Origin of the sequence: Modestobacter sp. VKM Ac-2986 (genome assembly GCF_026967795.1) — a bacterium.
Taxonomy (GTDB): domain Bacteria; phylum Actinomycetota; class Actinomycetes; order Mycobacteriales; family Geodermatophilaceae; genus Modestobacter.
Genome location: NZ_JAPVBH010000001.1, coordinates 700257 through 723534, shown reverse-complemented (window position 1 = coordinate 723534; position 23278 = coordinate 700257). Strand labels below are relative to the sequence as shown.

Here is a 23278-nt window from a genome sequence, read left to right as displayed (position 1 = left end):
CTGCGCCCGGACGGGGCCGACCGGCTCGACGGGGTGGGAGGGGTCGACGCCAGCATGTCCCGTCCCCGGCCGGCCGCGCCCAGCGTCGCCCCGCCCCCCTCGCCGGCGGCCGCCCGACCGGTCCGGTGGCCGCGCGCGTCGGCCCGCCCCCGGCCGGCCCCGCAGCCGCGCACCCCGCTCGACGCCGTCCCGCCCGGGCAGGCCGACGTCTGGGAGCTGGTCCGCCGGACGCAGGACGGCGACGCCGAGGCCTTCGGCCAGCTCTACGACCGCTACGTCGACGTCGTGCACCGCTTCCTGTCCGCCCGGGTGGGCGACCGGGCCACCGCGGAGGACTTCACCAGCGAGACCTTCGTCCGGGCGCTGCGCCGGATCGACTCGCTGAGCTTCCAGGGCCGTGACGTCGGGGCCTGGCTGGTCACCATCGCCCGCAACATCGTGCTCGACCACGTGAAGAGCAGCCGCTTCCGGCTGGAGGTGCCCACCGCCGACATGCGGGACGCCGACCGGGCGACCGAGGGCCCGGAGGACGCGGTCCTGCAGCGGCTGACCAACGCCGCCCTGTTCGCCGGGATCGCGCAGCTGTCCGAGGACCAGCGGGTGTGCCTGGCGCTGCGCTTCCTGCAGGGGCTGTCGGTCGCGGAGACGGCGGCGGCGATGGGCAGGAAGGAGGGCGCGGTCAAGGCGCTGCAGCACCGGGCCGTGCGCCGGCTGGCCGCCCTGTTGCCCGAGGGTCTGGCATGACGTGCCGTTGACCACGCGGCGACTCCCCGTGCCGACGGCCTGCACGTCCCCGTCGACCGCTCAGGGACACCGCCTCGGCCGGGGCGGTGGCTCGCGTCCGCCGGTGCCGCGGGTGTGCCTGCCCCTGGTGGTCACCGTCGACTGCAGGCCCTCCGGCGGCTGAGCGGGCGGCGGCGCTAGGGTCGCCGGGACCGGGAGCCGAGGCTCGGAGGGTGGTGCGGGGTGGCGCGAGTTCCCTTCCTGGGGCGGGCTGCACGCAGCCCGGTCGAGCTCGAGGACGAGGAGGCGCGCGCGCTCCTCGCCGGTGCGGCCTCGGCGGCTGCGGCGGAGACCGAGTTCACCGCCCCGGAGCCCGACCGCACGGCCGCGGCGTTCTTCGACGTCGACAACACGATGATGATGGGCGCCTCGCTGTTCTGGTTCGCCCGCGGTCTGGCGGCCCGGAAGTACTTCACCTCCCGGGACGTGGCCTCCTTCGTGTGGCAGCAGGCCAAGTTCCGGGTCGCCGGCAGCGAGAGCGCCACCGACATGCACACCGTGCGGGACAACGCGCTGGCCTTCGTCGCCGGGCGGTCGGTGCACGAGATCGTCGAGGCCGGCGAGGAGATCTACGACGAGCTGATGGCCGACCGGGTCTGGTCGGGCACCCGCGCGCTGGCCCAGCAGCACCTCGACGCGGGACAGCGGGTCTGGCTGGTCACCGCCACCCCGGTCGAGCTGGCCTCGATCATCGCCCACCGGCTGGGCCTGACCGGTGCGCTGGGCACCGTCTCGGAGATCGTCGACGGCCGTTACACCGGGCGGCTGGTCGGGGAGATGATGCACGGGGAGTCCAAGGCCCAGGCGGTGCGCGCGCTGGCCGAGCAGGAGCACCTGGACCTCACCCGGTGCACCGCCTACAGCGACTCCACCAACGACCTGCCGATGCTCTCCCTGGTGGGCAGCGCGGTCGCGGTCAACCCCGACGCCGAGCTGCGCGCGGTCGCCCGCTCCCGGGGCTGGACGGTCAAGGACTTCCGCACCGGGCGCAAGGCCGCCAAGATCACCGGCTCCACGGTCGGGGTGGCCGCGGTCTCCGGCGGTGTGGTCGGCGGACTGGTCAGCCTGCGCCGCAACCAGCGCTGGCCCTTCTGACCCAGCCCGGCCCGCGGCCGGCCGGATCGGTGCGCGCGCCGGGTCGCACGTCCCCGGGCGCACCCCGTCGTCGGTCGGGGCCGTCGCCGCGGGCCGGTGCCGTCAGGAGAAGACGGAGCGGCGCTGCAGCAGCAGGCGGTAGAGCGAGTGCTGGATGGTCTCGCGGACCTGGTCGGTCAGGTTGAACACGACCATCGGGTCGTCGGCGGCGGCCGGGCCGTAGGACGCGGTCTCGATCGGCTCGCCGAAGGCGATGAACCACTTCGAGGGCAGCGGCACCGCGCCGAGCGGACCCAGCAGCGGGAACGTCGGGGTGATCGGGAAGTACGGCAGGCCCAGCAGCCGTGCGGCGGTGCGGGCGTTGCCCAGCATCGGGTAGATCTCCTCGGCGCCGACGATCGCGCAGGGCACGATCGGCACCCCGGTGCGCAGCGCTGCGCTGACGAAGCCGCCGCGACCGAAGCGCTGCAGCGTGTACCGCTCGCTGAACGGCTTGCCGACGCCCTTGAACCCCTCAGGGAACACCCCGACCAGCTCACCGGCGCTCAGCAGCCGCTCGGCGTCCTCGTTGCACGCCAGCGTGACGCCGAGCTTGCGGGCCATCGACCCGATGAACGGGTACTGGAACACCAGGTCCGCGCCGAGGAGCCGCAGCCGCCGGGCCGCCGGGTGGTCGTCGTGCAGGGCGACCGTGGTCATCAGCGCGTCGACCGGGACGGTGCCGGAGTGGTTGGCCACCACCAGCGCGCCCCCGACGTCGGGCACGTTCTCCAGACCCTGGGTCTCCACCCGGAACCAGCGCTGGAACCACGGCCGCAGCGCGGGCAGCAGCAGGTGGTCGGTGAGGTCGGGGTCGAAGCCGAACTCGTCGGTGTCGTAGTCGCCGGTCACCCGCCGCTGCAGGAAGTCCAGCACGCCGGCGAGCTGGTCGTCCCAGCCCGGCGGCGTCTCCGGCGGCGGGGGCTGCTCGCCGTCGGGGCGCAGCGGGATGACCCGTGCCTCAGGCATCGTGCACCGCCCGCAGGCCCGGTACCGAGGGGGCGGGCTGCGGCCGGCTGCCCCGCAGCGTCGTGGCGAGGTTGCCGAGCACCGCGGCGCCCCGCGCGACCTGATCGATCGCCGCACGCGCCGAGGAGGCGGCCGACCCGACGACCTCGGGGGGCAGCACCGGCGACAGCGTGCGCCCGAAGTCGGCCAGCGCCTCGGCGGTGCTGTGGCGCGGGGTGGAGCCGAACTCCTCGCGCAGCACGCGGGTGTCGACGACCCGGCCGGCGTCCAGGTGCCGCAGCTGCTCCGGGGACCACGCGGGCAGCCCGGCCCGGCGGGAGAGCCGTCCGGCGGAGCCGAGGGCGGACCCGGGGAGCGGCAGCGCCACCCGGCCGAGCCGGCGGACGGCCTGCGACAGCAGCACCGTCCCCTCGGCGGCGACGTTCACCGTGCCCACGTGCGCACCGGTGGCGGCACGGGTCAGCACGGCCACGGCGTCGTCCTCGTGCAGCAGCTGCAGGCGGGCGTCGTGGCCCAGGACGGTCGGGACGACCGGCAGCCGGAGGAAGGCGGCCAGCTGAGAGTCGATCCGCGGGCCGATCACGTCGGTGAAGCGCAGCACCGAGACGCCGACGTCGGGACGGCGGCGGGCGAAGCCGCGCACGTAGCCCTCGATGTCCAGGCTGTCCTTGGCGAAGCCGCCGGAGGGGACACGGCGGGCCTGCATGGTCTCGGTGAAGACGGCCGGGTCGCGCGGGCTGGAGCCGTAGACGGCCGTGGTGCTCTTGAGCACGAGCCGGCGGACCTGCGGCGAGCGCTGGCAGGCGGCGAGCAGCTGCATCGTGCCGATGACGTTGAGCTCCTTCATCGACACCCGCCCACCGGGCGCGGCCGGCGAGGCGCTGATGTTCATGTGCACGACGGTGTCCACCGACGCCGACTCGATGACCTTGCCGATCAGCGGGCTGCGGATGTCGGCACGGACGAACTCCGTGCGACCGAGGCGGCGGAGCACCTCGGGGGCCGGGGGGACGGTGTCCACCCCGATGACACGGCCGATGGCCGGGTCGGAGGCGAGCTCGGCCGCCAGCGCGCCGCCCAGCCATCGGCTGACGCCGGTGACGAGGACGACCGCGGGCGGCACGAGCGTCAGCTCACTTCTTGTTGCGCCGCTGCACGCGGGTCTTCTTGAGGAGCTTGCGGTGCTTCTTCTTCGCCATCCGCTTGCGGCGCTTCTTGATGACCGAACCCATGTCCTGCTCCCGACGTCGTTTCGCTGGTGCCCGGGGCTGCGGACCGAGGTCGTTCCGCAGGTCCGTCGTCCGTGCACCGAGCGAGGTGATCAGCTCGTGCGCGGGCCACCCCATCCGGGGCTGCACCGCTCAGCGCACGAGACTACCCGGAAGGTGAGGTGCTGGAACGGCCGCCTCGCAGGGCCCCGCCCTGAGCGTGCGAAGGGTGGGGGGCGAGGTGGTCCTTTTTCAGGCGATGTCGGTGTAGGCGTCGCGCAGGTACTCGTGGACGGCGCGCTCGGGCACCCGGAAGGACCGGCCGACGCGGACGGCGGAGAGCTCGCCACCGTGGACCAGGCGGTAGACGGTCATCTTGGACACGCGCATGAGGGCGGCGACCTCGGCGACGGTCAGGAAGGCGACGGCGGCGCGGGGGGCCGGGACGGCGGCCTGGCGGCCGACGGGCATGGCGGCCGGGTGGGCGGCGGGCACGGGGCGGGACATCGAGGCTGCCGAGATGGGCCGGCCCATCGGACGCGGCGCCGGGACGCCGGGACGGGAGGTCTGGATGGTGGCGCGCTGGGGCATGGTCACGTCGTTCGTCTCCGTAGTCAGCACGCTCCGTTGCCACCGGCTTCCCCACCGGCGGGCGTGTCACGTTCGTGCTGGAAAAGACCCTAGGGCGACCGGAGTGACAGAAGCGATGGGTGAAACGGACAGGCGGACCGGTCCGTACTGGGCACAAGTGGACAGAGACACCCTGTGACCTTCCCGTGACGGCGTGTTGTCCCCAAGTCGACTCGTCCGTCGCACGGCCCGTCCACAGGAATCTGGGGACAACCACACACCTGTGAGTCACCTGGAGCCGCGTGGGACGAACGGTGCGTCGTGCAACGGGAGCCGTGGGGACGGTGGGATGAGTGGGGTCTGACGCCCTTCTCGTCGCAGAGCGTCACCGGACGGCCCGGCAGGTGTCACGCCGGACGGGCGTCCGACCCCGGAGGAGCTCCCCGGCGGGTCAGTCGGCCGTGCGGCCCAGCTCGACCGAGCGGTCGTGCGCGGCCTCCAGCGCGGCGATCAGCGCGGCCCGCACGCCGTGGCGCTCCAGCTCCCGGACGGCGGCGATCGTCGTCCCGCCGGGGCTGGTGACGGCCTCCCGCAGCTGGACCGGGTGCTCGCCGGACTCCCGGAGCATGACCGCCGAGCCGTAGGCGGTCTGCACGATCAGGTCGGCGGCCAGGGTGCGCGGGAGGCCCAGCAGGATCCCGGCGTCGATCATCGCCTCGACCAGGAAGAAGAAGTAGGCCGGCCCGCTGCCCGACAGCGCCGTGACGGCGTCCTGCTGGCTCTCCGGCACCCGCCGCACCGCGCCCACCGAGGACAGCAGCGCCTCGGCCTCGTCCAGGTGCGCCTCGGTGGCGTGCGCGCCGGCCGACAGCACGCTCATCCCGGCGTCCACCAGCGCCGGGGTGTTGGGCATGACCCGCACGACCGGGGTGCCCGCCGGCAGCGCGGCCTCGATCCGGGCGGTGGGCACACCGGCGGCCACGGACACCACGAGGTGCTCGGGGCCGACGTGCGGGGCGAGGGAGTCGACCAGGACGTCGACGTCCTGGGGCTTGACCGCCAGGAGCAGCACCCGGGACCGGGCCGCGGCCGCGGCCAGGTCGGTGACCTCGACGCCGTACCGGGTGGCGACCGCGGCGGTGCGCTCGGGGCTGCGCCCGACCAGGACGATCCCCGCCGCGCCGCCCGCCCGCCGGACCAGCCCGGCCAGCAGCGCCTCGCCGATCTTCCCGCCCCCGACGATGGCCAGCCCGGTGCGGCGTCCCTCTCCCGGTCCCTCTCCCGCGATCATGCCCGCGACCGTAGTGCCCGGCCGTGTGTCCGGTGGGGGCGCGGGGTAGGCGCCGGGGCATGTCCGGAGAACTGAACGGCAAGCGGGTGGCGGTGCTGGCCACCGACGGTGTGGAGCAGGTCGAGCTCGAGCAGCCCTGGCAGGCGCTCGTCGACGCCGGGGCGACGCCCCAGCTCATCGGCCTGGAGCCCGGCAGCATCACCGCCTACCAGCACATCGAGCCCGGCGACAGCAAGGACGTCGACCTCGCCCTGGCCGACGCCGACCCGGCGTCCTACGACGCCCTCGTGCTGCCCGGTGGGGTCGTCAACGGCGACTTCGTGCGGGCCGAGCCGGCCGCCGCGGCGTTCGTGAAGGCGTTCTTCGACGCCGGCAAGCCGGTGGCGGCGATCTGCCACGCCCCGTGGGTGCTCATCGAGGCCGACGTCGTGCGGGGCCGGCGGATGACGTCGTGGCCCTCGCTGCGGACCGACCTGCGCAATGCCGGCGCGGAGTGGGTGGACGAGGAGGTCGTCGTCGACGGCAACCTGACCACCAGCCGCAACCCCGACGACCTGCCCGCCTTCGGCCGCACGATCGTGGAGCAGTTCGCCCGCTGACCCGCCCCCCTCGTCGCCGCCGGCTCAGCCGGCGGCGATGAGCCCGGCCGCCGGGGCGACGGTCAGGACCGTCCCGGCCAGCAGCAGGACCGCCAGCAGCGGGACGCCGGGTGCCCCCTCGCCGTGCCGCTGCCGCCAGACGTGCACACCGGCGACCAGACCGGTGATCGTCAGCGGCGCCACCACCATCGCCACGTAGGGCATCACGCCCCAGAGCACGGTGAAGGCGAAGTACAGCCCGATGCCGACGGCCAGGGCGACGACGAGCTCACCGACGAACCGCAGCCAGGCGAGCACCCCCTGCCGGCCGGTGAGCGGCTCGGCGTCGGCCTCGGCCAGCTGGGCGGCGGTGACGACCGGGATCGGGCCGGTGACCGGGTGCTGGGCGGCGCGCCGGGCGCGCTCGACGCTGTCGGGGAGCGCGGTCGAGCCGGTGACCCCCGAGCGGACGGCGGAGGTCGCGGGCCCCGTGCCGAACAGCGACGGGGAGTCGGCCGCGGGCTCGGCGGTGTCCAGGTCGCCCTTGCGCCGCCCGGTGCGCACCGGCGGGGGCGCCGTCGCCTCGGACCTGCCGTTGACCCGGCCGGTGCCGGCGGGCCCGTCCCGGTCGTCGAGGTCCCAGGCGGCCGGCAAGGAGGCCGACGTGCGGGCCGGCTCCGGCGTCCGGGCGGGTGCGGGGGTGCGGGCGGGGGCGACCGGCCCGGCGAGGCCGGCCGCGGGCCGGGCCGAGGGCTCGGGTGCGGGGGTCCAGCTCTGGCCGGACGGACGGGACGGCGCGCCTGAGGCCGGACGCGCGACCGGCGCCTGGGCCTGCGCCCGGGCCTTGGCCTGCGCCTGTGCCGCGGCGCGCGCCGCGGGCGGCCGGACGGGCGGCTCGGCCCGGGGGGTGTGCGGCGAGGACTCGACGCGCGCCGACCGGCCGGTGGACTCGACGTCCTCACCGGGACGGCGGCGACGCCCCGGGCGGGTGCCGAGCTCGCTCTCCAGGCCGTGCTCGCGGAGGATCTCGGCGAGCGAGCGGACGCTGTACTCCCCCGAGTCGGGCTGCGACATCAGGCTCCCTCCAGCTGGTCCATCCGGCGGAGGATGACTCCCTCACGCAGTGCCCACGGGCAGATCCGCACAGACGTTACGTCCACGGCGCGCATCGCGGCCTGCGCCACGACGGCACCGGCCGGGACCTGGTGCGCGCGTTGCGCCGACACGCCCTGCAGCTCGGCCAGCGCGGTGGCCTCGATCCGGGAGACGAAGCCCCGCACCTGGGTCAACCCGGTGGCGGTCATCCCGCGGGGCGTGCGCAGCCCGGCCCCCGACGGCGCGGCGCCGGCGAGGCGGGCCAGGGTGCGGAAGGTCTTGGAGGTGGCGGCCACCAGGTCGGGCTCGCCGGCGGCGCGCAGCTTGTCGCCGACCGGGGCCAGCACCTCGGCGGCGTGCTCCTCCAGGGCGGCCAGCGCCTTGAGGTCCGGCCGGCCCCCGGTCTCGGCGTCGGGCAGGAAGCGCCGGGTCATCCGCCCGGCGCCCAGCGGCACCGACAGGGCGACGTCCGGGTCCTCGTCGATGCCGGTGGCCAGCTCCAGCGAGCCGCCGCCGATGTCGAGCACCAGCAGCCGGCCCGCGCTCCAGCCGAACCAGCGGCGCACGGCCAGGAAGGTCAGCCGGGCCTCGTCCTCACCGGTGAGCACCTGCAGGTCCACGCCGGTCTGCTCGCGGACCCGGCGGAGCACCGCGGCGCCGTTGTCGGCCTCCCGGATCGCCGAGGTGACGAAGGCCAGCAGCTCGTCGCAGCGCTGCTCGGCGGCCTGCTGCTTGGCCCGCAGCACCGCGTTGAGCAGCGTCCTCTCCCCCGCCTTGGACAGCTTGCCGTCCTCGCCCACGTGCTCGGCCAGCCGCAGCACGGACCGGTCGTCGTGCATCGGCGTGGGGTGGGCACCGACGTGCGCGTCCACCACCAGCAGGTGCACCGTGTTCGAGCCGACGTCCAGAACCCCGAGTCGCATGCCGTCAGTCTGCCTGGCCCCCTCCAGGGGCTCGCGCCGAGCGGAGCGAGGCGTGAGGAGGAGGGGGCCCTGTCACTACCCTGCTCCGGTGGACCCGAGCACCGCCGTCGAACCGCCGCCCGAGGTGGGCCTGGACTTCCCCCGCGAGTGGGTGGAGTTCCCCGACCCGGCCGACCCCGAGCACTGGGTGCGCGCCGACCTCACCTGGCTGACCAGCGCCTGGACCTGCGTCTTCGGCCGCGGCTGCGCCGGGGTGGTGGCCGGGCGCGCCGAGGACGGCTGCTGCAACCACGGCGCCTTCTTCACCGACACCGACGACCTGGAGCGGGTGGCGGCGTCGGTGGCCGACCTGACCCCGGCCGACTGGCAGCGGCACCCGGGCACCGCGGTGGGCCGCGACGACTGGACCGAGGCCGACACCCTCGACGAGCCGGCGGAGGACGGGACGGCCGAGCAGGCGCTGCGCACCCGGGTCGTCGACGGCGCCTGCGTCTTCCTCAACCGGCCCGGCCACCCCGCGGGCGCCGGCTGCGCGCTGCACGCGATGGCGCTGCGCCAGGGGCGGCACCCGCTGGAGACCAAGCCCGACGTGTGCTGGCAGCTGCCGGTGCGCCGGGAGCAGGAGTGGGTCGACCGTCCCGACGACACCCGGGTGCTGGTGTCCAGCATCGGTGAGTTCGACCGGCGCGGCTGGGGCCCCGGCGGGCACGACCTGCACTGGTGGTGCACCGGCTCCCCCACCGCGCACGTGTCGGCGCAGCCGCTGGTGGAGACCTACGGCCCCGAGCTCACCGCGCTGCTGGGGCCCGCGGCCTATGCCGAGCTACGCCGGCTGACCGAGGCCCGCATGGACGCCGGCCTCGTCGCCCCGCACCCGGCCAGCCCCCGGCCCGTGCCCGTGGAGCTGCACCGCCGACGTCCCGGCTGAGCCGGCGGCCGGCCGGAAGGTCTGCCGGTAGGCCCGCGGGGAGACACCCCGGCGGCGGCCGAACTGCTCGCGCAGCCCGGCCGCGGTGCCGAAGCCGACCAGCCGGGCGATCTCCTCGACGGGGGCGTCGCTGTCCTCCAGCAACGCCTCGGCCGCGGCCAGCCGCTGGGCCAGCAGCCAGGCGTGCGGCGTCGTCCCGGTCGTGGCCTTGAACCGGCGGGCGAAGCTGCGCGGGCTCATCAGCGCGCGGCGGGCCAGCAGCGGGACGCTGATGTCCTCGGCCAGGTGGGCCCGCGCCCAGTCCAGGACGACGCCCAGCAGGTCGTCCTCGCACCGCGCGACGGGGGCGTCGATGAACTGCGCCTGCCCGCCGTCGCGGTGGGGTGGCACGACCATCTCGCGGGCCAGCGCGTTGGCCGCGCTGGTGCCCCACTCGCGGCGCACCAGGTGCAGCAGCGTGTCCACCCCGGCCGCGGTGCCGGCGCCGGTGACGACCTGGCCGTTGTCGACGTAGAGGACGGCGGGGTCGACGTGCACGGCCGGGTACCGGGCGGCCAGCTCGCCGGCGAACCGCCAGTGCGTGGTGGCCCGCTGCCCGTCGAGGAGCCCGGCCTCGGCCAGCACGAACGCCCCGGTGCAGGAGCTGATGATCGTGGCGCCGCGGGCGTGGGCGGCCCGGAGACCGTCGAGCAGCTCCGGCGGCGGGACGGCGTCGACCAGCTCCCAGGCGGTGACCAGCACGATGTCGGAGACGGCCAGGCGCTCGAGCCCGTGTTCGACCAGGACCGGGATGCCGGTGTCGGTGCGGACGACGCCCGGCACCGGCGCGACCATCGCGAAGTCGAACAGCGGCAGCCCCATCGCCCGGCGGTCGTAGCCGAAGAACTCGGCCACCACGCCCAGCCCGAAGCCGCCGACCAGCCCGTCGTCGACCACCACACTGACCACCACGGGGGAGCTCGCTGTCGGCATGGTGCACACGATGGCAGAAGTGACGCGGTCGCGGTCAGCTCTGCCACTCGTCGTCCTGCGGCGTGCCTACCAGGCTCGGGACATGATCCTGATCACCTGCCCCGTCACCCGCACCGACGAGCTCGTGGCCGACCGGCACGTGCGCTCGGTGACCAACCACCCGACGCACGTCGCGCTGGACGTCGCCTGCCCGTGCGGCGGCGTGCACGTCTACCGGACCGCCGCCGGTGGGAGGAGGCCCGGGCACGCGTCGCGGCCCGCGCCACCGCCGCAGCACTCGAACTCCAGCGCGTGTGAGCCGCCGGACCGCCGGGTACTTCGAACACATGAGCGAAGACAACGCACCTGTGAACAGCGGCCAGCCCGGCGACCCCAGCGCCGAGAAGGACCCCTCCGACTGGGTCACCGGCGGCGAGCCGGCCACCGGCGCCCAGAAGAGCTACCTCCACACCCTGGCCAACCAGGCCGGTGAGGACGTGCCGGACGACATCAGCAAGGCCGACGCCTCGATCAAGATCGACGAGCTCCAGAACGAGACCGGCCGCGGCAAGTGACACCAGGCTGGTGTCCACGGACACCAGCCACCGGGGCGCTGCCGCAGCAGCCCCCCGGAGCACCACCGACCGACCACCGCCACACCCAGGCAGGAACGGCGCAGCCGGTCAGCCCGGACGGTGGGCCCGCAGGGTCCACCTCCGGGCTGACGGGAAACGGCTCAACGCAGAGTGCCCCGCACGCGAGTCGCGGGGTCCGTGACGCCGCAGGCGGTGACGCCGGACGGTGGGCCCGCAGGGTCCACCTCCGACGTCACGGCAAGCGGCTCAGGGCGAGGCGACCCCGCTCCTGGCCGCGGTGCGACCCGGAGGGTCGCGATGTGTCACGCCTCGAACTTGTAACCCAGGCCGCGGACGGTGACCAGGTAACGCGGGTTCGCCGGGTCGGGCTCGAGCTTGGCGCGCAGCCGCTTGACGTGGACGTCGAGGGTCTTGGTGTCGCCGACGTAGTCCGCGCCCCACACCCGGTCGATGAGCTGACCGCGGGTGAGCACCCGGCCGGCGTTGCGCAGCAGCAGCTCGAGCAGGTCGAACTCCTTCAGCGGCAGGGACACCGGCGCCCCGTCGACGGCGACCACGTGCCGGTCGACGTCCAGGCGGACCGGGCCGGCGGCCAGGGTGGCCTCGGTGGACACCTCGGCCTCGGACCCGCGCCGCAGCACCGCCCGCATGCGGGCGACCAGCTCCCGGGCCGAGTAGGGCTTGGTGACGTAGTCGTCGGCGCCCAGCTCCAGGCCGACGACCTTGTCGATCTCGGTGTCCTTGGCCGTCAGCATGATGATCGGCACGGAGCTCTTCGCCCGCAGCGACCGGCAGACCTCGGTGCCGGACAGACCCGGCAGCATGAGGTCCAGCAGCACGATGTCGGCTCCGGCCCGATCGAACTCGACGAGCGCGTCCGTGCCGGTCGCCGCCACGACGGTGTCGTAGCCCTCCCGACGCAGCATGTAGGACAGCGCATCGGAGAAGGACTCCTCGTCCTCCACCACGAGCACTCGGGTCATTGCCGTCCTCTCCTCGCAGCCCCAGCGGGGCCGTGGTCGGTGTCCCCGGCGGCGTCGGCGCCGGTGGCGTCGATCCCCCGGGGGGAGTGCAGTGGGGGGACCGGCGGGCGCTCGGGCGCCGCCTGGTCGTGCGGTTCCTCGGCGTCGGCGTCGAGCGGGATCCGCAGCGTGAAGGTCGAGCCGAGGCCCTCCTCGCTCCAGACGGTGACCGAGCCGCCGTGGTTGCTGGCCACGTGCTTGACGATGGCGAGCCCGAGGCCGGTGCCGCCGGTGGCGCTGGCCCGGGACTGGTCGACCCGGTAGAAGCGCTCGAAGACCCGGGAGCGGTCCGAGCGCGGGATGCCGATGCCGGAGTCGGTGACGGCGATCTCGGCGAAGCCGGACCGGGCCCGGGCGCCGACGGCGATCGTGGTGTCCGCGGGGCTGTAGGCGACGGCGTTGGCCAGCAGGTTGGTCAGCGCGGTGGCCAGCTGCGCCTCGTCGCCGCGGACGACGAGGCCGGGCTGGGCGGCGACGGCGAGCTGGATGCCCTTGGCCGCGGCCGCGGCGCGGGTGCGGTCGACGGCCTCGGCGACGACGGTGGCGACCGCGACCGGCACCAGCTCGGGCAGCGGCTCGGCGCCCTGCAGCCGGGAGAGGTCGATGAGCTCGCGGACCAGCCGGGCCAGCCGGTCGGCCTCGTGCTGCATGCGGGCGGCGAACCGCTGCACGGTCTGGGGGTCGTCGGCCGCGCCCTGGACGGCCTCGGCCAGGAGTGCGAGCGCACCGACCGGCGTCTTGAGCTCGTGCCCGACGTTGGCGACGAAGTCGCGCCGGACGGCCTCGACGCGGCGCGCCTCGGTGACGTCCTGCAGCACCAGGGCCACCGGACCCGGCTGGACGACGGGTCCGGTGCCCAGCCGGATGCCGTGCACACCGACCATCCGGGGGCCGGTGCCCACCAGGTCGCCGGGCAGGGCGACGTCGGAGCGCCGGCTGCCGGTGACCTGCACGTTGCGGGCGACCTCGACCAGGCCGGGCACGAGCACCCGGTTGCCGCGCAGGACGCCCAGCGCGCGGGCAGAGGGGTTGGCCATGAGCACGGCGTCGTCGGCGCCCAGCACGATGACGGCGGGGTCCATCAGGTCGACCAGGCGGCGGCTGAGCGCGCCCTCCTCGTCGGCCCGGAGCCCACTGCGGTCGTCGTCCGCGCCGGGGGCACCGAGGCCCTTGCGGCGTTCCTCCCGCCGCTGGCGGGCGCGCGGGGACCGCACGGCCACTGCCACCGAGGCGAGCAGCAGGCCGAGCACGAGGCCCACCAGCAGGGCGACCAACGGGTCCACGGGGCCGATGCTAGACACGGACGGGCCCGTCACCGGACCCGCAGGTGATCATCACCCACCCGAGGGTGATCTGTTCACCGCGGGGTACCAGGGCGTTCACCGGCCAGCCGCCTGTGTCCGGCGCGGCGGTCTCTACCCTCGGGGCACACGTGTCGCGCACAGCCCGGGCGCGCACGGCTGGGGAGCGTCGCCGCCGTCGGGCGCCACCTGGGCGCAGACGACGCTACGAGGAGGAACCGTGCGCGAGAGCTACCGCGAGGAACTGGACGACATCAACGCCTGCCTGGTGGAGATGTCGAACTCCGTCGGGTCGGCCATGAGCACGGCGACCACCGCCCTGCTCGACGCCGACGTGGCCCTGGCCGACCTGGTGATCGCCGGGGACGAGCGCATCGACGCCGTCCGGGAGAGCATCGAGGAGCGCTGCTTCACCCTGCTGGCCCGTCAGCAGCCGGTCGCCACCGACCTGCGCGCGATCACCACCGCGATGCGGATCGTGGCCGACCTGGAGCGGATGGGCGACCTCGCCGAGCACATCGCCAAGGTCGCCCGGATGCGCTTCCCGGAGCACGCGGTGCCCCAGGAGGTGCGCCCGATCTTCCTGGAGGCCGGTCACGTCGCGGAGAGCCTGGTCACCAAGGCCGGCCAGGTCATCGCCAAGCGGGACGTCGAGGCGGCCATCGAGCTCGAGGCCGAGGACGACGTGATGGACCAGCTGCACAAGTCGATGTTCCGCGAGCTGCTGAGCGAGGACTGGCCGCACGGCATCGAGGCCGCCATCGACGTGACGCTGCTGGGCCGCTACTACGAGCGCTTCGCCGACCACGCCGTGAGCGTCGCCCGCCGGGTGGTCTACCTGGTCACCGGCGAGCGCCCGCTGCCGGCCCCGGCCGAGGCGCACTGACACCGACGACGGAGGCCCCACCCGCTCAGCGGGTGGGGCCTCCGTCGTTCCGGCCCCTCTGCAGGGTCCCGTCCCGAGCTTGCGAGGGGTGGGGGCAGAAGGGTCCTCCTACTTCTTGCCCTGGTTCTTGACGGCCTCGATGGCGGCGGCGGCCGCATCCGGGTCGAGGTACTGGCCGCCGGTGGTGAGCGGGCGCAGGTCGTCGTCGAGGTCGTAGCGCAGCGGGACGCCGGTCGGGATGTTGAGCCCGACGACCTCCGCGTCGCCCATGCCGTCGAGGTGCTTCACCAGGGCCCGCAGGCTGTTGCCGTGCGCGGTGACCAGCACGGTCTTCCCCGCGCGCAGGTCCGGCACGATCGCGTCGTACCAGTAGGGCAGCATCCGGACGACGACGTCGGCCAGGCACTCGGTGGCCGGCCGCACCTCCGGGGGCAGGGCGGCGTAGCGCGGGTCGGCGTCCTGGCTGAACTCGCTGCCGGCCTCGATCGGCGGCGGCGGGGTGTCGTAGCTGCGGCGCCAGGTCATGAACTGCTCCTCGCCGTACTCGGCGAGGGTGGCGGCCTTGTCCTTGCCCTGCAGGGCGCCGTAGTGGCGCTCGTTGAGCCGCCAGGAGCGGCGCACCGGGACCCACTGCCGGTCGGCGGCGGCCAGCGCCAGCTCCGCGGTGGTGATCGCCCGCTTGAGCAGCGAGGTGTGCAGGACGTCGGGCAGCACGTCGTGCTCGGCGAGCAGCCGGCCGCCGCGGGCTGCCTCGGCGCGGCCCTTCTCCGACAGCTCGACGTCCACCCAGCCGGTGAAGAGGTTGGCCTTGTTCCACTCGCTCTCGCCGTGGCGGAGCAGGATGAGGGTCCCAGAGGAGGTCACGCCGCCATCCTGCCCGACCGGGGCCGGGCCGGTGGGGTGGCCACCCCCGGGGCCCACCCCGAGCACGATCGGCTAGGCCATGACCGCGACGTCGCGGTCGCGCGCCGGTGCGCGGCCGGCCAGGACGGCGGCGGCCACGATCTCACCGGCCCGGACCAGCTGCTCCTGCGTGTGGGTGGCCATGGCCACCAGCCGCAGCAGCCCCTTGCCCCGCGGCACGGCCGGGTGGGCGACCGCGTTGGTGTAGACGCCGGCGTCGTGGGCGGCGGCCCAGGCGCGCCGGGTGACGTCGTCCTCGCCGGTGGGGACGGCGATGACCGCACCCCGGCCCGGCAGCGGCGCGGCCCCGCACTCGGTGAGCACCCGGCGGAGCAGGTCGCCGTTGTCGCGCAGCCGCTGCATCCGCTCGGGCTCCCGGCGCAGGACGCGCAGCGAGGCCAGGGCCGCAGCGACCGCGGACGGGTCGTTGGCGGCGCTGAACACGTAGGGCATCGACGTGCAGCGGATGCCCTCGGCGACGGCCCGCGAGGTCATGACCGCACCGCCCACGCTGGCCAGGGACTTGCTGAAGGCCACGGTCACCGCGTCGACCCGGTCCAGCACCCCGGCCTCCTCGGCGGCGCCCCGGCCGTGCTCGCCGAGCACGCCCAGGCCGTGGGCCTCGTCGACGACCAGCCGCGCCCCGAACCGCCGGCAGAGGCCGGCGATGGCCGCGAGCGGGGCCGCCTCCCCGCTCATCGAGTAGACGCCGTCGACGACCACGACCGCGCCGGCCTCGGGGGCGAGCGCGGACAGCCGCCGCTCCAGGGAGGCCGCGGAGTTGTGGGTGAAGCGTGCGACGGTGCCCCGACTGGCGGCCGCGGCGGCGTGCAGGCTGGCGTGCGCGTGGGCGTCGACGAGCAGCACGTCGCCGGGGGCGCAGCTGGTGGACAGCACGGCGAGGTTGGCGTTGACCCCGGCGGAGGTCAGCACGGCGTCCTCCGTGCCGTAGTGCTCGGCGAGCTCCTGCTCCAGGGTGAGGTGCAGGCGCGTCGTCCCGTTGAGCATGCGGCTGCCGGCGGCGCTGGTGCCGTACTGGCGCAGTGCGCCCACCGCGGCCTCGACCACCTGCGGGTCGCCGGCCAGGCCGAGGTAGTTGTTGGTGCCCAGGTTGATCCGCGTGCGGCCGTCGTCGAAGACGGTCATCGGCTGCGGCGCGCCCGCGGTCGGGACGGCGTGGGTGGCCAGGCCCGCCCGGTCCAGCCGGCGCAGCATCGCGGCGAAGTCGCTGTCCAGCAGCGGGGCGAACGGGTCCCGTCGGACCGGGTGGGCGTCGAACACGTGGGTGGCCTCCTCGTCGCCGCGAGGGCCGCGGCGGTGCTGCGTCGACCCTGACCGTCCGCACGCTCCGTGGTCAACGACCTTCGCTCAGTCCGGTCGAGGGTCACCCGACCCGGCGAGACGCAGGTCACTCCCGCACGCTCGGTGACGGCACGCGGCAGCACCGAGCCGAGTGGGTGTCACCCGGCCGTGCTCACCCGGTGGTGCGCACGGCCGGCGGTCCCGGCGGGCAGCGCCCGGCCGGTCAGCGGGCGCGCAGCCTCATCGGGGTGCGGAAGCGCTCACCGGCGCTGCGGGCGACCTGCCGGGCGGCCCGGCGGGTCTCGGCCGCCGCCCGCATCTCGGCCATCGCGGCGGCGTAGGCGTCGACGAGGGAGTCGGTGGTGCGGTCCCAGCTGAACGCAGCGGCGTGCCGGCGGGCGCCGACAGCCAGCAGCGCGCGCCGGGCCAGCACCCCGCGCACGGCGGCGGCGTAGTCCTCCGGGTCCCGGCTGTCGACCAGCAGACCCGACACCCCGTCGTCCACGGCGGTGGGCAGGCCGCCCACGGCGGCGGCCACCACGGGCGTGCCGCACGCCTGGGCCTCCAGCGCGACCAGGCCGAAGGACTCGTTGTGGCTGGGGACGACGGCCACGTCGGCGGCCCGGTAGTGGTCGGCCAACCGCTCGGCGCGCTGCGGCGGGAGGAAGCGCACCACGTCGGTGATGCCCAGCGCCACGGCCAGCTCCTGCAGCCGCTGCGGCTCGGCGAGCCCGGAGCCGCTGGGGGCGCCCACGACGAGCACCTGCAGGCGGCGGCGCAGCGCCGGGTCGGCGGCGAGCATCCGCGCGGCGGTCTCCAGCAGCAGGTCCGGGGCCTTGAGCGGCTGGATGCGGCCGACGAACAGCAGCACGACGGCGTCCTCGGGGACCCCGATCCGCCGCCGGGCCGCCCGCTGGTCGCCGGGGGCGAAGCGCTGCAGGTCGACCCCGGGCGGGACGACCAGGGTGCGGCGGGGGTCGGCGTCGTAGAAGTCGACGAGCTGCCGGGCCTCCTCGGCGGTGTTGGCCACCAGCCGGTCGGCCTCGGCGACCACCTGCTCCTCACCGATCACCCGGGCGCGCGGCTCGGGCTCGTCGCCCTCGGCCAGCGCGGCGTTCTTCACCTTGGCCAGGGTGTGCGCCGAGTGCACCAGCGGCACGCCCCACCGGTCACGGGCCAGCCAGCCCACCTGGCCCGACAGCCAGTAGTGGGAGTGGACGACGTCGAAGTGCCCCGGGTCGTGCTGGGCCTCCTCGCGCAGGACGGCGGCGGTGAACGCGCACATCTGGGCGGGCAGGTCGGCCTTGCCCAGGCCCTCGAAGGGGCCGGCGCTGACGTGCCGCACGGTCACGCCGGGCGCCATCTCGACGACCGGCGGCTGCTCGCTGGAGGTGGCCCGGGTGAACACGTCGACGGCGATGCCGCGCTCGGCGAGCCGGCGGGAGACCTCGACGACGTAGACGTTCATGCCCCCGGCGTCACCGGCGCCGGGCTGCTCCAGCGGGCTGGTGTGCACCGAGAGGGTGGCGACCCGGCGGGGCAGCACGAGGCGGGCCGGGTCGGGCACCGGCCCGGCGCGCCAGGGCGTGGGCTGGCGGGGGTGACGGCGAGCGGGCACAGGACTCCTCCCCCGCTCGGGCGCCGGGACGCATGTGGCTGGTGTGCCACCCGGTCGGGCACCCCTGTCTCGTTCCCAGTGTGCAACAGCGCCAGGATGGACACATGTCCAGCCCCGAGCTCCCGCCGTCCCCCGTCCGTGGTCAGGGCCGTGTCGCCGTCGTCACCGGTGCCTCCAGCGGCATCGGTGCGGCCACCGCGGAACGCCTGGCCGCGGACGGGTTCACCGTCGTGCTGGCCGCCCGCCGCGTCGACCGGCTGACCGCCCTGGCCGAGCGGATCGGTGGCCGCGCGGTGGCCCTCGACGTGACGGACCAGTCCTCCGTCGACGCCCTGGCCGCGGGGCTGGAGCGGGTCGACGTCCTGGTCAACAACGCAGGTGGGGCGTTCGACACCGCGCCCGTGGCCGACGCCGACCTGGACTCCTGGCAGCGCACCTACGAGGTGAACGTGCTGGGCACCGTGCGCGTCACCCGGGCGCTGCTGCCGGCGCTGCGTGCCTCCGGCGCCGGGGACGTCGTCTTCATGAGCTCGACCGCCGCGCTGATCAGCTACGAGGGCGGGGCCAGCTACACCGCCGCCAAGCACGGGGTGCACACGCTGGCCGAGACGCTGCGCCTGGAACTGGTCGGCGAGCCGGTGCGGGTGATGGAGATCGCACCCGGGATGGTGAAGACCGAGGAGTTCACCCTCAACCGGACGCAGTCGCAGGAGAAGACCGACGCCGTCTACCGCGGCGTGCGCGAGCCGCTGGTCGCCGCGGACGTCGCGGACATCGTGAGCTGGGTCGTCACCCGCCCGCACCACGTCAACGTCGACCTGCTCGTCGTCCGCCCCCGCGCCCAGGCCGCCCAGCACAAGGTCGCCCGCGACCCCGAGTGATGAAGGACCCCGTCCTCCCCACCCCTCGCGAGCTCGGGGCGGTGCCCTGGACGGGGCCTACTCGGCGTGGTGCAGGAGGACGTCGTAGGCGCGGGTCACCCGCGCGGAGTCGGCGGCGGTGCCACTGCGCTCGAACAGGGCCTGCGCGTCGGTGACCTCGACGGTGGTCGCGGTCCCGGAGTGGAGCACGCGGGAGATCAGGCCGGACAGCGCGGCGTCGGCCTCCAGGCGGGCCATCCACCCGGTCATCTGCCGGGGGTCGGCCGGCATCGGGGCGGGCGTGCGCAGCGCGTCGTAGAGCGCCCCGAGCTGCAGGGACTCGTCCGGACGCATGCTCACGGCCGCACCTGCGTGGGCTCGGGCACCAGCGTGACGCCGAACTGCGTGCGCACCGCGGAGACGACCTCGCCGGCGAAGGCCATCAGCTCCGCGGCGGTCGCGCCGGGCTCGGTGGTCAGCGCCAGGCTGTGCCGGGACGACGTCCCGACCCGCCCCGCCCGGGTGCCCTTGCCGTAGCCGGAGTACTGCACCAGCCAGGCCGCGCTCAGCTTCACCTGCGCGGCGCCGTCGGCGCCGATGCCGGCCGGCCAGGACGGGCACTCGGGCACCGCGGTGCCCACCGGCACGACCGGGTTGGTGAAGAACGAGCCGGCGCTGCGGGTGTCGGGGTCGGCGGGGTCCCAGACCATGCCCTTGCCGCGGCGCAGCTCGAGCACGGCGTCGCGCACCTGCGCCAGCGGCGCGGTGTCCCCGAGCTCCACGCCCAGCTTCTTGGCCAGCTCCGCGTAGCTGACCGGACTGGAGGAGTCCGAGGCCCGCAGCGCGAAGGTGACCGACAGGACGACGAAGACGCCGGGGCGCTGCTTGAGCATGCTGTCCCGGTAGGAGAAGGCCAGCTCGGCGGGCATGAGCACCCGCTCGGTGCGTGCCGTCCGGTCCCAGACACGGACGGCGGTGATCAGCGCGGCGACCTCCTGGCCGTAGGCGCCGACGTTCTGCACGGGGGTGGCGCCGGTCGAGCCGGGGATGCCCGAGAGCGCCTCCATGCCGGCCAGCTGCTCGGCGACGGTGAGGGCGACCAGGGCGTCCCAGTCCTCCCCCGCCTCGACCTCGAGCTGCACGGCGTCGGCGGTGTCGGTGCGGGTCACCCCCCGGCTGCGGACCAGGACGACGTCGCCGGGCCAGCCGCTGTCGGGGGCGACGATGTTCGACCCGCCACCCAGCACCAGCAGCGGGCGGCCGGCGTCGTCGGCGTCCCGGACGGCGGCGACCAGCTCGGCGCGGGTGGCGACCTCGACCAGCCGGTCGATCGGACCGCCGACCCCCAGGGTGGTCAGGTCCGCCAGGCGGGCGTCTCGGCGTTCCAGCACGCACCCACGGTAACGGCCCGTGCGGCTAACCTCGTCGTCCGTGAGCGACCACACCCAGCGTGCGTCGCTGCCCCCGGTCCGCAAGGTGCCGAAGCTGGCCGCCGGCCGGGCCCGCGCGCTGGGTCTGCCGACCCGTGGCACCACCAACGCCAACCGGCTGCGCCGGGTCGACCGCTGGCTGGTCGCCACCCAGGTCGCCCGGCTGCGCGACGCCGCCCGCCCGCTGGTCGTCGACCTGGGCTACGGCGCGTCGGCGGTCACGACCCTGGAGCTGGTCGACCGGCTGGCCCCGGAGGTCGAGCGCCTGGAGGTCGTCGGGCTGGAGATCGACCCGGAGCGGGTGGCCGCGGTGGCCGAGGACCGCGACCCGCCGCGGGTGGACTTCCGGGTCGGCGGGTTCGAGCTGGCAGGGCTCCGGCCGGTGCTGGTGCGGGCGTTCAACGTGCTGCGCCAGTACGACGAGGAGTCCGCCGGCCGCGCCTGGGACACCATGCGCGCCGCCCTGGCCCCCGGCGGGCTGCTGGTGGAGGGCACCTGCGACGAGTGGGGACGGCGGGCGAGCTGGGTGGCCCTGGACGAGGACGGCCCGCTCACCCTGACCTTCGCCGCGCGGGTGTCGGACCTCGACCGCCCCTCCGACCTGGCCGAGCGGCTGCCCAAGGCGCTGATCCACCACAACGTGCCGGGCCAGCCGGTGCACACGTTCCTGCGCGCCTTCGACGCCGCGTGGGCGGCGGCCGCGGGGCTGTCGGCGTTCGGCCCACGGCAGCGCTGGGCGGCGGCGTGCGAGGCGCTGGCCGCCGACGGCTGGCCGCTGCTGGGCCCGACCCGGCGCTGGCGGCACGGCGAGGTCACCGTGCGCTGGTCGGCGGTCGCCCCGACGTGAGCGGGGGCTCCCCCAGCTCCGCCACGAACGTCGCCCAGGCCCGGTCGACGCGGTCGGTGTCGCCGGTGGCGTCCAGGTCGACGATCAGCCCGCGGACGACGGCCAGCACCAGCGTCGCCAGGTCGGGCCGCCCGATCGTGCGCAGGCCCTCCTGGAGCGGGGCGAGCCAGTCGGTCGTGGCCTCGCGCCGGAAGCCGGGCCACAACTGCTGCTCGGCGTCCTCCCGCAGCCGGTTGAAGACCGCCAGGTAGCGCTGCCCCGCAGGCCCCGTCATACCTGCCCAGGCACGGGCCAGCGTCGTCCGGTAGTCCTCGTCCGGACGCACCCGCAGCAGGGCCTCCCAGTCCCGCCGCTGGCGGGCCCGGGCGCGCTGCAGCACCGCGCGGAGCAGCGCCTCCTTGGTGCCGAAGTGGTACAGCAGCATCCGGGACGACGTGCCCGAGGCGACGGCGAACGGCTCGAGACGGTCGGGCAGTCCGCCGGCCAGCGCCGCGTCGGTGCACACCTCCAGCAACCGCTCCCTGATCTCCGGCTGCCGCTGACGCCCCACCGCCGGATCATTTCGCGTAACTGGCGGTACGTCTAGCGTCGATCGCGTCGGTCCGACGTCGTGGAGACTCAGATGCGAGTGGTGTTCGTGCACGGGGCGTGTGTCCGGGACGGCGCGTGGTGGTGGCACCGCACCGCCGCACTGCTGACCGAGCGAGGCGTGGCCAGCGTGGCGCCCGCGCTGCCCAGCTGCGGGGAGACCGGCGTCGCCGGCCTCGGGTTGGACGCGGACGTCGCCGCCGTCCGGGCGGTGCTGCAGGACGGCGGTGACGAGCCCACCGTCGTCGTGGCGCACAGCTACGGCGGCATCGTCACCGCCGAGGCCGGGGCCGGGGTGACCGCGGTGCAGCACCTGCTGCTCGTCTCCAGCTACCTGCCCGAGGTCGGCGAGAGCCTGTCCACCTTCGGCGGACCCGAGCCCGCGCCGTTCCTCGACGTCGACGTCGAGGCCGGCACGTTCGGCGTCCGACCCGAGCTGCTGACGGAGACGTTCCTGCAGGACTGCCCCGAGGTGGCCGCCGACGCCGGCGAGCGGCTGGTCCGGCAGAGCCTGTCGGTGCTCGGGACGCCGGTGACCACCGCCGCCTGGGCGCACGTCCCGACGACCTACCTGGTGTGCACCGACGACCGGGGCACGCCCGCCGCGGCGCAGCGGGAGTTCGCCCGCCGCGCCAGCACCGTCGTCGAGCTCGATGCCGGGCACCACCCGTTCCTGTCCCGGCCGCGGGAGGTGGCCGACCTCGTGCTCGACCTGCCGGCCTGAGCGGTCAGAGCGCCGCGACCCGCCGCCCGAGGGCCCGTGGCGCCAGGCGCAGCCCCGTCGGCAGCATCCGGGTCTGCCCCGGCAGCGCCATCGGCCGCCGCCGGCGGAGCGCGTCGAGCGTGACCGCCGCGACCTCGGCCGCGGACAGCATCGGCCGGGTGAGTCCGGCGTTCATGGGCGTGTCGGTGGCCGGCGGGAGGAGCTCGAGCACGTGGGTGCCACGGGGGGCGAGCTGGCGGCGCAGCCCGTCGGCGAAGGCGTGCAGCCCCGCCTTGACCGCGCCATAGGTGGGCGCACGGGTGGGCGAGACCAGCGCGAACCCCGACGTAACGAACACCACGGACTCCAGCGAGGGCCAGGTCCGCAGCACCTCTCCGGTCAGGTGGATGGGCGCGGTGAGGTTGAGGTCGACCTCCTCGTCGAGCGCCACGGTCGCGTCGTCCGCGGCGAAGTCCCGCTCGACGAACGTCCCGGCGTTGTTGACCAGCACGTCGAGCCGGCCGAACCGGTCGGTGACCGCCGCCAGCAGCGCGGCGCGCGCCTCGGGCACGGTCACGTCGGCCCGGACGGCGAGCGCCTGCGGGTGCGCCCGGCCGAACCGGTCGAGGGCCTCCTGCGACCGGCCGCACACGGCGACCGACGCCCCCTCGGCCAGGAACGCCTCCGCCAGCGCCAGACCGATGCCCGACGTCCCCCCGGTGATGAGCACGACCTTCTCCACGACTGCCTCCCAGATTTTTGCACCGATCGGTACCGAAGGGACGCTAGCAC

Annotated in this window: 26 protein-coding genes; 9 read left to right on the top strand and 17 right to left on the bottom strand. The window is 75.3% G+C overall.

Annotated elements, in window-relative coordinates; all coding sequences use genetic code 11:
• Nucleotides 1-54: 54 nt before the first annotated feature.
• Nucleotides 55-744 (top strand): sigma-70 family RNA polymerase sigma factor, encoded by a 690-nt coding sequence (locus tag O2W14_RS03540; RefSeq protein WP_269174708.1) that lies wholly within the window; start codon nucleotides 55-57, stop codon nucleotides 742-744.
• Nucleotides 745-966: 222 nt separating this feature from the next.
• Nucleotides 967-1878 carry an HAD family hydrolase gene (locus O2W14_RS03535; protein ID WP_269174707.1) on the top strand — a complete coding sequence of 304 codons (912 nt, stop codon included), beginning with the start codon at nucleotides 967-969 and terminating at the stop codon, nucleotides 1876-1878.
• A 102-nt stretch (nucleotides 1879-1980) separates the two neighbouring features.
• On the opposite strand, the gene O2W14_RS03530 is transcribed toward O2W14_RS03535, so the two are convergent.
• The 5 genes from O2W14_RS03530 to proC all read right to left on the bottom strand — a co-directional run bounded on the left by O2W14_RS03530 (nucleotide 1981) and on the right by proC (nucleotide 5955).
• A complete protein-coding gene (locus O2W14_RS03530) occupies nucleotides 1981-2886 on the bottom strand; it encodes a lysophospholipid acyltransferase family protein (RefSeq protein WP_269174706.1) in 906 nt (301 codons plus the stop codon).
• Nucleotides 2879-4009 (bottom strand): NAD-dependent epimerase/dehydratase family protein, encoded by a 1131-nt coding sequence (locus tag O2W14_RS03525; protein WP_269174705.1) that lies wholly within the window; start codon nucleotides 4007-4009, stop codon nucleotides 2879-2881. The genes O2W14_RS03530 and O2W14_RS03525 overlap by 8 nt, the downstream gene beginning before the upstream one ends.
• Before the next feature lie 10 nt (nucleotides 4010-4019).
• Nucleotides 4020-4118, bottom strand: coding sequence for a 30S ribosomal protein bS22 (locus tag O2W14_RS03520; protein WP_012854759.1), 99 nt, complete (start codon nucleotides 4116-4118; stop codon nucleotides 4020-4022).
• 228 nt (nucleotides 4119-4346) lie between these two features.
• Nucleotides 4347-4685, bottom strand: coding sequence for a helix-turn-helix domain-containing protein (locus O2W14_RS03515; RefSeq protein ID WP_237496660.1), 339 nt, complete (start codon nucleotides 4683-4685; stop codon nucleotides 4347-4349).
• 430 nt (nucleotides 4686-5115) lie between these two features.
• Nucleotides 5116-5955 carry a pyrroline-5-carboxylate reductase gene (gene proC, locus O2W14_RS03510; RefSeq protein WP_269174704.1) on the bottom strand — a complete coding sequence of 280 codons (840 nt, stop codon included), beginning with the start codon at nucleotides 5953-5955 and terminating at the stop codon, nucleotides 5116-5118.
• Nucleotides 5956-6014: 59 nt separating this feature from the next.
• On the opposite strand from proC, the gene O2W14_RS03505 reads away from it, so the two are divergent.
• A complete protein-coding gene (locus tag O2W14_RS03505; RefSeq protein WP_269174703.1) occupies nucleotides 6015-6554 on the top strand; it encodes a type 1 glutamine amidotransferase domain-containing protein in 540 nt (179 codons plus the stop codon).
• A 24-nt stretch (nucleotides 6555-6578) separates the two neighbouring features.
• Here the strand turns inward: O2W14_RS03505 and O2W14_RS03500 are convergent, their stop codons facing one another.
• Entirely contained in the window at nucleotides 6579-7607 is a 1029-nt protein-coding gene (locus O2W14_RS03500; protein ID WP_269174702.1) for a hypothetical protein, read from the bottom strand.
• Nucleotides 7607-8551, bottom strand: a complete 945-nt coding sequence (locus tag O2W14_RS03495; RefSeq protein ID WP_269174701.1) for a Ppx/GppA phosphatase family protein — start codon at nucleotides 8549-8551, stop codon at nucleotides 7607-7609. Before O2W14_RS03495 ends, O2W14_RS03500 begins: the two co-directional genes overlap by 1 nt.
• An 88-nt stretch (nucleotides 8552-8639) precedes the next feature.
• On the opposite strand from O2W14_RS03495, the gene O2W14_RS03490 reads away from it, so the two are divergent.
• Nucleotides 8640-9479, top strand: a complete 840-nt coding sequence (locus tag O2W14_RS03490) for a hypothetical protein (protein WP_269174700.1) — start codon at nucleotides 8640-8642, stop codon at nucleotides 9477-9479.
• On the opposite strand, the gene O2W14_RS03485 is transcribed toward O2W14_RS03490, so the two are convergent.
• The gene (locus O2W14_RS03485; protein WP_269174699.1) at nucleotides 9375-10451 is read right to left on the bottom strand and encodes a helix-turn-helix domain-containing protein; all 1077 of its coding nucleotides are present in this window, start codon (nucleotides 10449-10451) and stop codon (nucleotides 9375-9377) included. The genes O2W14_RS03490 and O2W14_RS03485 overlap by 105 nt on opposite strands.
• 326 nt (nucleotides 10452-10777) lie before the next feature.
• Here O2W14_RS03485 and O2W14_RS03480 point away from each other — a divergent pair, with 326 nt between their 5' ends.
• Nucleotides 10778-11005, top strand: a complete 228-nt coding sequence (locus O2W14_RS03480) for a DUF3072 domain-containing protein (RefSeq protein WP_269174698.1) — start codon at nucleotides 10778-10780, stop codon at nucleotides 11003-11005.
• A 323-nt stretch (nucleotides 11006-11328) separates the two neighbouring features.
• Here O2W14_RS03480 and O2W14_RS03475 read toward each other — a convergent pair whose 3' ends face one another.
• Nucleotides 11329-12009 carry a response regulator transcription factor gene (locus O2W14_RS03475; protein WP_269174697.1) on the bottom strand — a complete coding sequence of 227 codons (681 nt, stop codon included), beginning with the start codon at nucleotides 12007-12009 and terminating at the stop codon, nucleotides 11329-11331.
• Nucleotides 12006-13331, bottom strand: a complete 1326-nt coding sequence (locus O2W14_RS03470) for a sensor histidine kinase (protein WP_269174696.1) — start codon at nucleotides 13329-13331, stop codon at nucleotides 12006-12008. The genes O2W14_RS03475 and O2W14_RS03470 overlap by 4 nt, the downstream gene beginning before the upstream one ends.
• Before the next feature lie 238 nt (nucleotides 13332-13569).
• Here O2W14_RS03470 and phoU point away from each other — a divergent pair, with 238 nt between their 5' ends.
• Entirely contained in the window at nucleotides 13570-14235 is a 666-nt protein-coding gene (phoU, locus tag O2W14_RS03465) for a phosphate signaling complex protein PhoU (RefSeq protein WP_269174695.1), read from the top strand.
• Between the two features lie 108 nt (nucleotides 14236-14343).
• Here the strand turns inward: phoU and O2W14_RS03460 are convergent, their stop codons facing one another.
• The 3 genes from O2W14_RS03460 to mshA all read right to left on the bottom strand — a co-directional run bounded on the left by O2W14_RS03460 (nucleotide 14344) and on the right by mshA (nucleotide 18058).
• The gene (locus O2W14_RS03460; RefSeq protein ID WP_269174694.1) at nucleotides 14344-15099 is read right to left on the bottom strand and encodes a phosphoglyceromutase; all 756 of its coding nucleotides are present in this window, start codon (nucleotides 15097-15099) and stop codon (nucleotides 14344-14346) included.
• A 72-nt stretch (nucleotides 15100-15171) separates the two neighbouring features.
• Complete coding sequence (locus tag O2W14_RS03455; RefSeq protein WP_269174693.1) at nucleotides 15172-16419, bottom strand: aminotransferase class I/II-fold pyridoxal phosphate-dependent enzyme; 1248 nt, start codon at nucleotides 16417-16419, stop codon at nucleotides 15172-15174.
• Between the two features lie 244 nt (nucleotides 16420-16663).
• Nucleotides 16664-18058, bottom strand: coding sequence for a D-inositol-3-phosphate glycosyltransferase (gene mshA / locus O2W14_RS03450; RefSeq protein ID WP_269174692.1), 1395 nt, complete (start codon nucleotides 18056-18058; stop codon nucleotides 16664-16666).
• A 104-nt stretch (nucleotides 18059-18162) separates the two neighbouring features.
• Here mshA and O2W14_RS03445 point away from each other — a divergent pair, with 104 nt between their 5' ends.
• Entirely contained in the window at nucleotides 18163-18939 is a 777-nt protein-coding gene (locus tag O2W14_RS03445) for an SDR family oxidoreductase (RefSeq protein ID WP_269174691.1), read from the top strand.
• Nucleotides 18940-18996: 57 nt separating this feature from the next.
• On the opposite strand, the gene O2W14_RS03440 is transcribed toward O2W14_RS03445, so the two are convergent.
• Both O2W14_RS03440 and O2W14_RS03435 read right to left on the bottom strand, forming a co-directional pair.
• Nucleotides 18997-19278: a hypothetical protein gene (locus tag O2W14_RS03440; protein WP_269174690.1), complete on the bottom strand. Its 282-nt coding sequence runs from the start codon at nucleotides 19276-19278 to the stop codon at nucleotides 18997-18999.
• The gene (locus tag O2W14_RS03435; protein ID WP_269174689.1) at nucleotides 19275-20309 is read right to left on the bottom strand and encodes a UDP-N-acetylmuramate dehydrogenase; all 1035 of its coding nucleotides are present in this window, start codon (nucleotides 20307-20309) and stop codon (nucleotides 19275-19277) included. The genes O2W14_RS03440 and O2W14_RS03435 overlap by 4 nt, the downstream gene beginning before the upstream one ends.
• 40 nt (nucleotides 20310-20349) lie before the next feature.
• Between O2W14_RS03435 and O2W14_RS03430 the strand changes: the two genes are divergently transcribed.
• On the top strand, nucleotides 20350-21195 hold the full coding sequence (locus O2W14_RS03430) for a class I SAM-dependent methyltransferase (protein ID WP_269174688.1): 846 nt from the start codon (nucleotides 20350-20352) through the stop codon (nucleotides 21193-21195).
• On the opposite strand, the gene O2W14_RS03425 is transcribed toward O2W14_RS03430, so the two are convergent.
• The gene (locus O2W14_RS03425) at nucleotides 21161-21745 is read right to left on the bottom strand and encodes a TetR/AcrR family transcriptional regulator (RefSeq protein ID WP_269174687.1); all 585 of its coding nucleotides are present in this window, start codon (nucleotides 21743-21745) and stop codon (nucleotides 21161-21163) included. The genes O2W14_RS03430 and O2W14_RS03425 overlap by 35 nt on opposite strands.
• Before the next feature lie 72 nt (nucleotides 21746-21817).
• Here O2W14_RS03425 and O2W14_RS03420 point away from each other — a divergent pair, with 72 nt between their 5' ends.
• On the top strand, nucleotides 21818-22507 hold the full coding sequence (locus tag O2W14_RS03420; RefSeq protein WP_269174686.1) for an alpha/beta fold hydrolase: 690 nt from the start codon (nucleotides 21818-21820) through the stop codon (nucleotides 22505-22507).
• A 4-nt stretch (nucleotides 22508-22511) separates the two neighbouring features.
• Here O2W14_RS03420 and O2W14_RS03415 read toward each other — a convergent pair whose 3' ends face one another.
• Nucleotides 22512-23228: an SDR family NAD(P)-dependent oxidoreductase gene (locus O2W14_RS03415; RefSeq protein WP_269174685.1), complete on the bottom strand. Its 717-nt coding sequence runs from the start codon at nucleotides 23226-23228 to the stop codon at nucleotides 22512-22514.
• Between the last annotated feature and the right edge of the window lie 50 nt (nucleotides 23229-23278).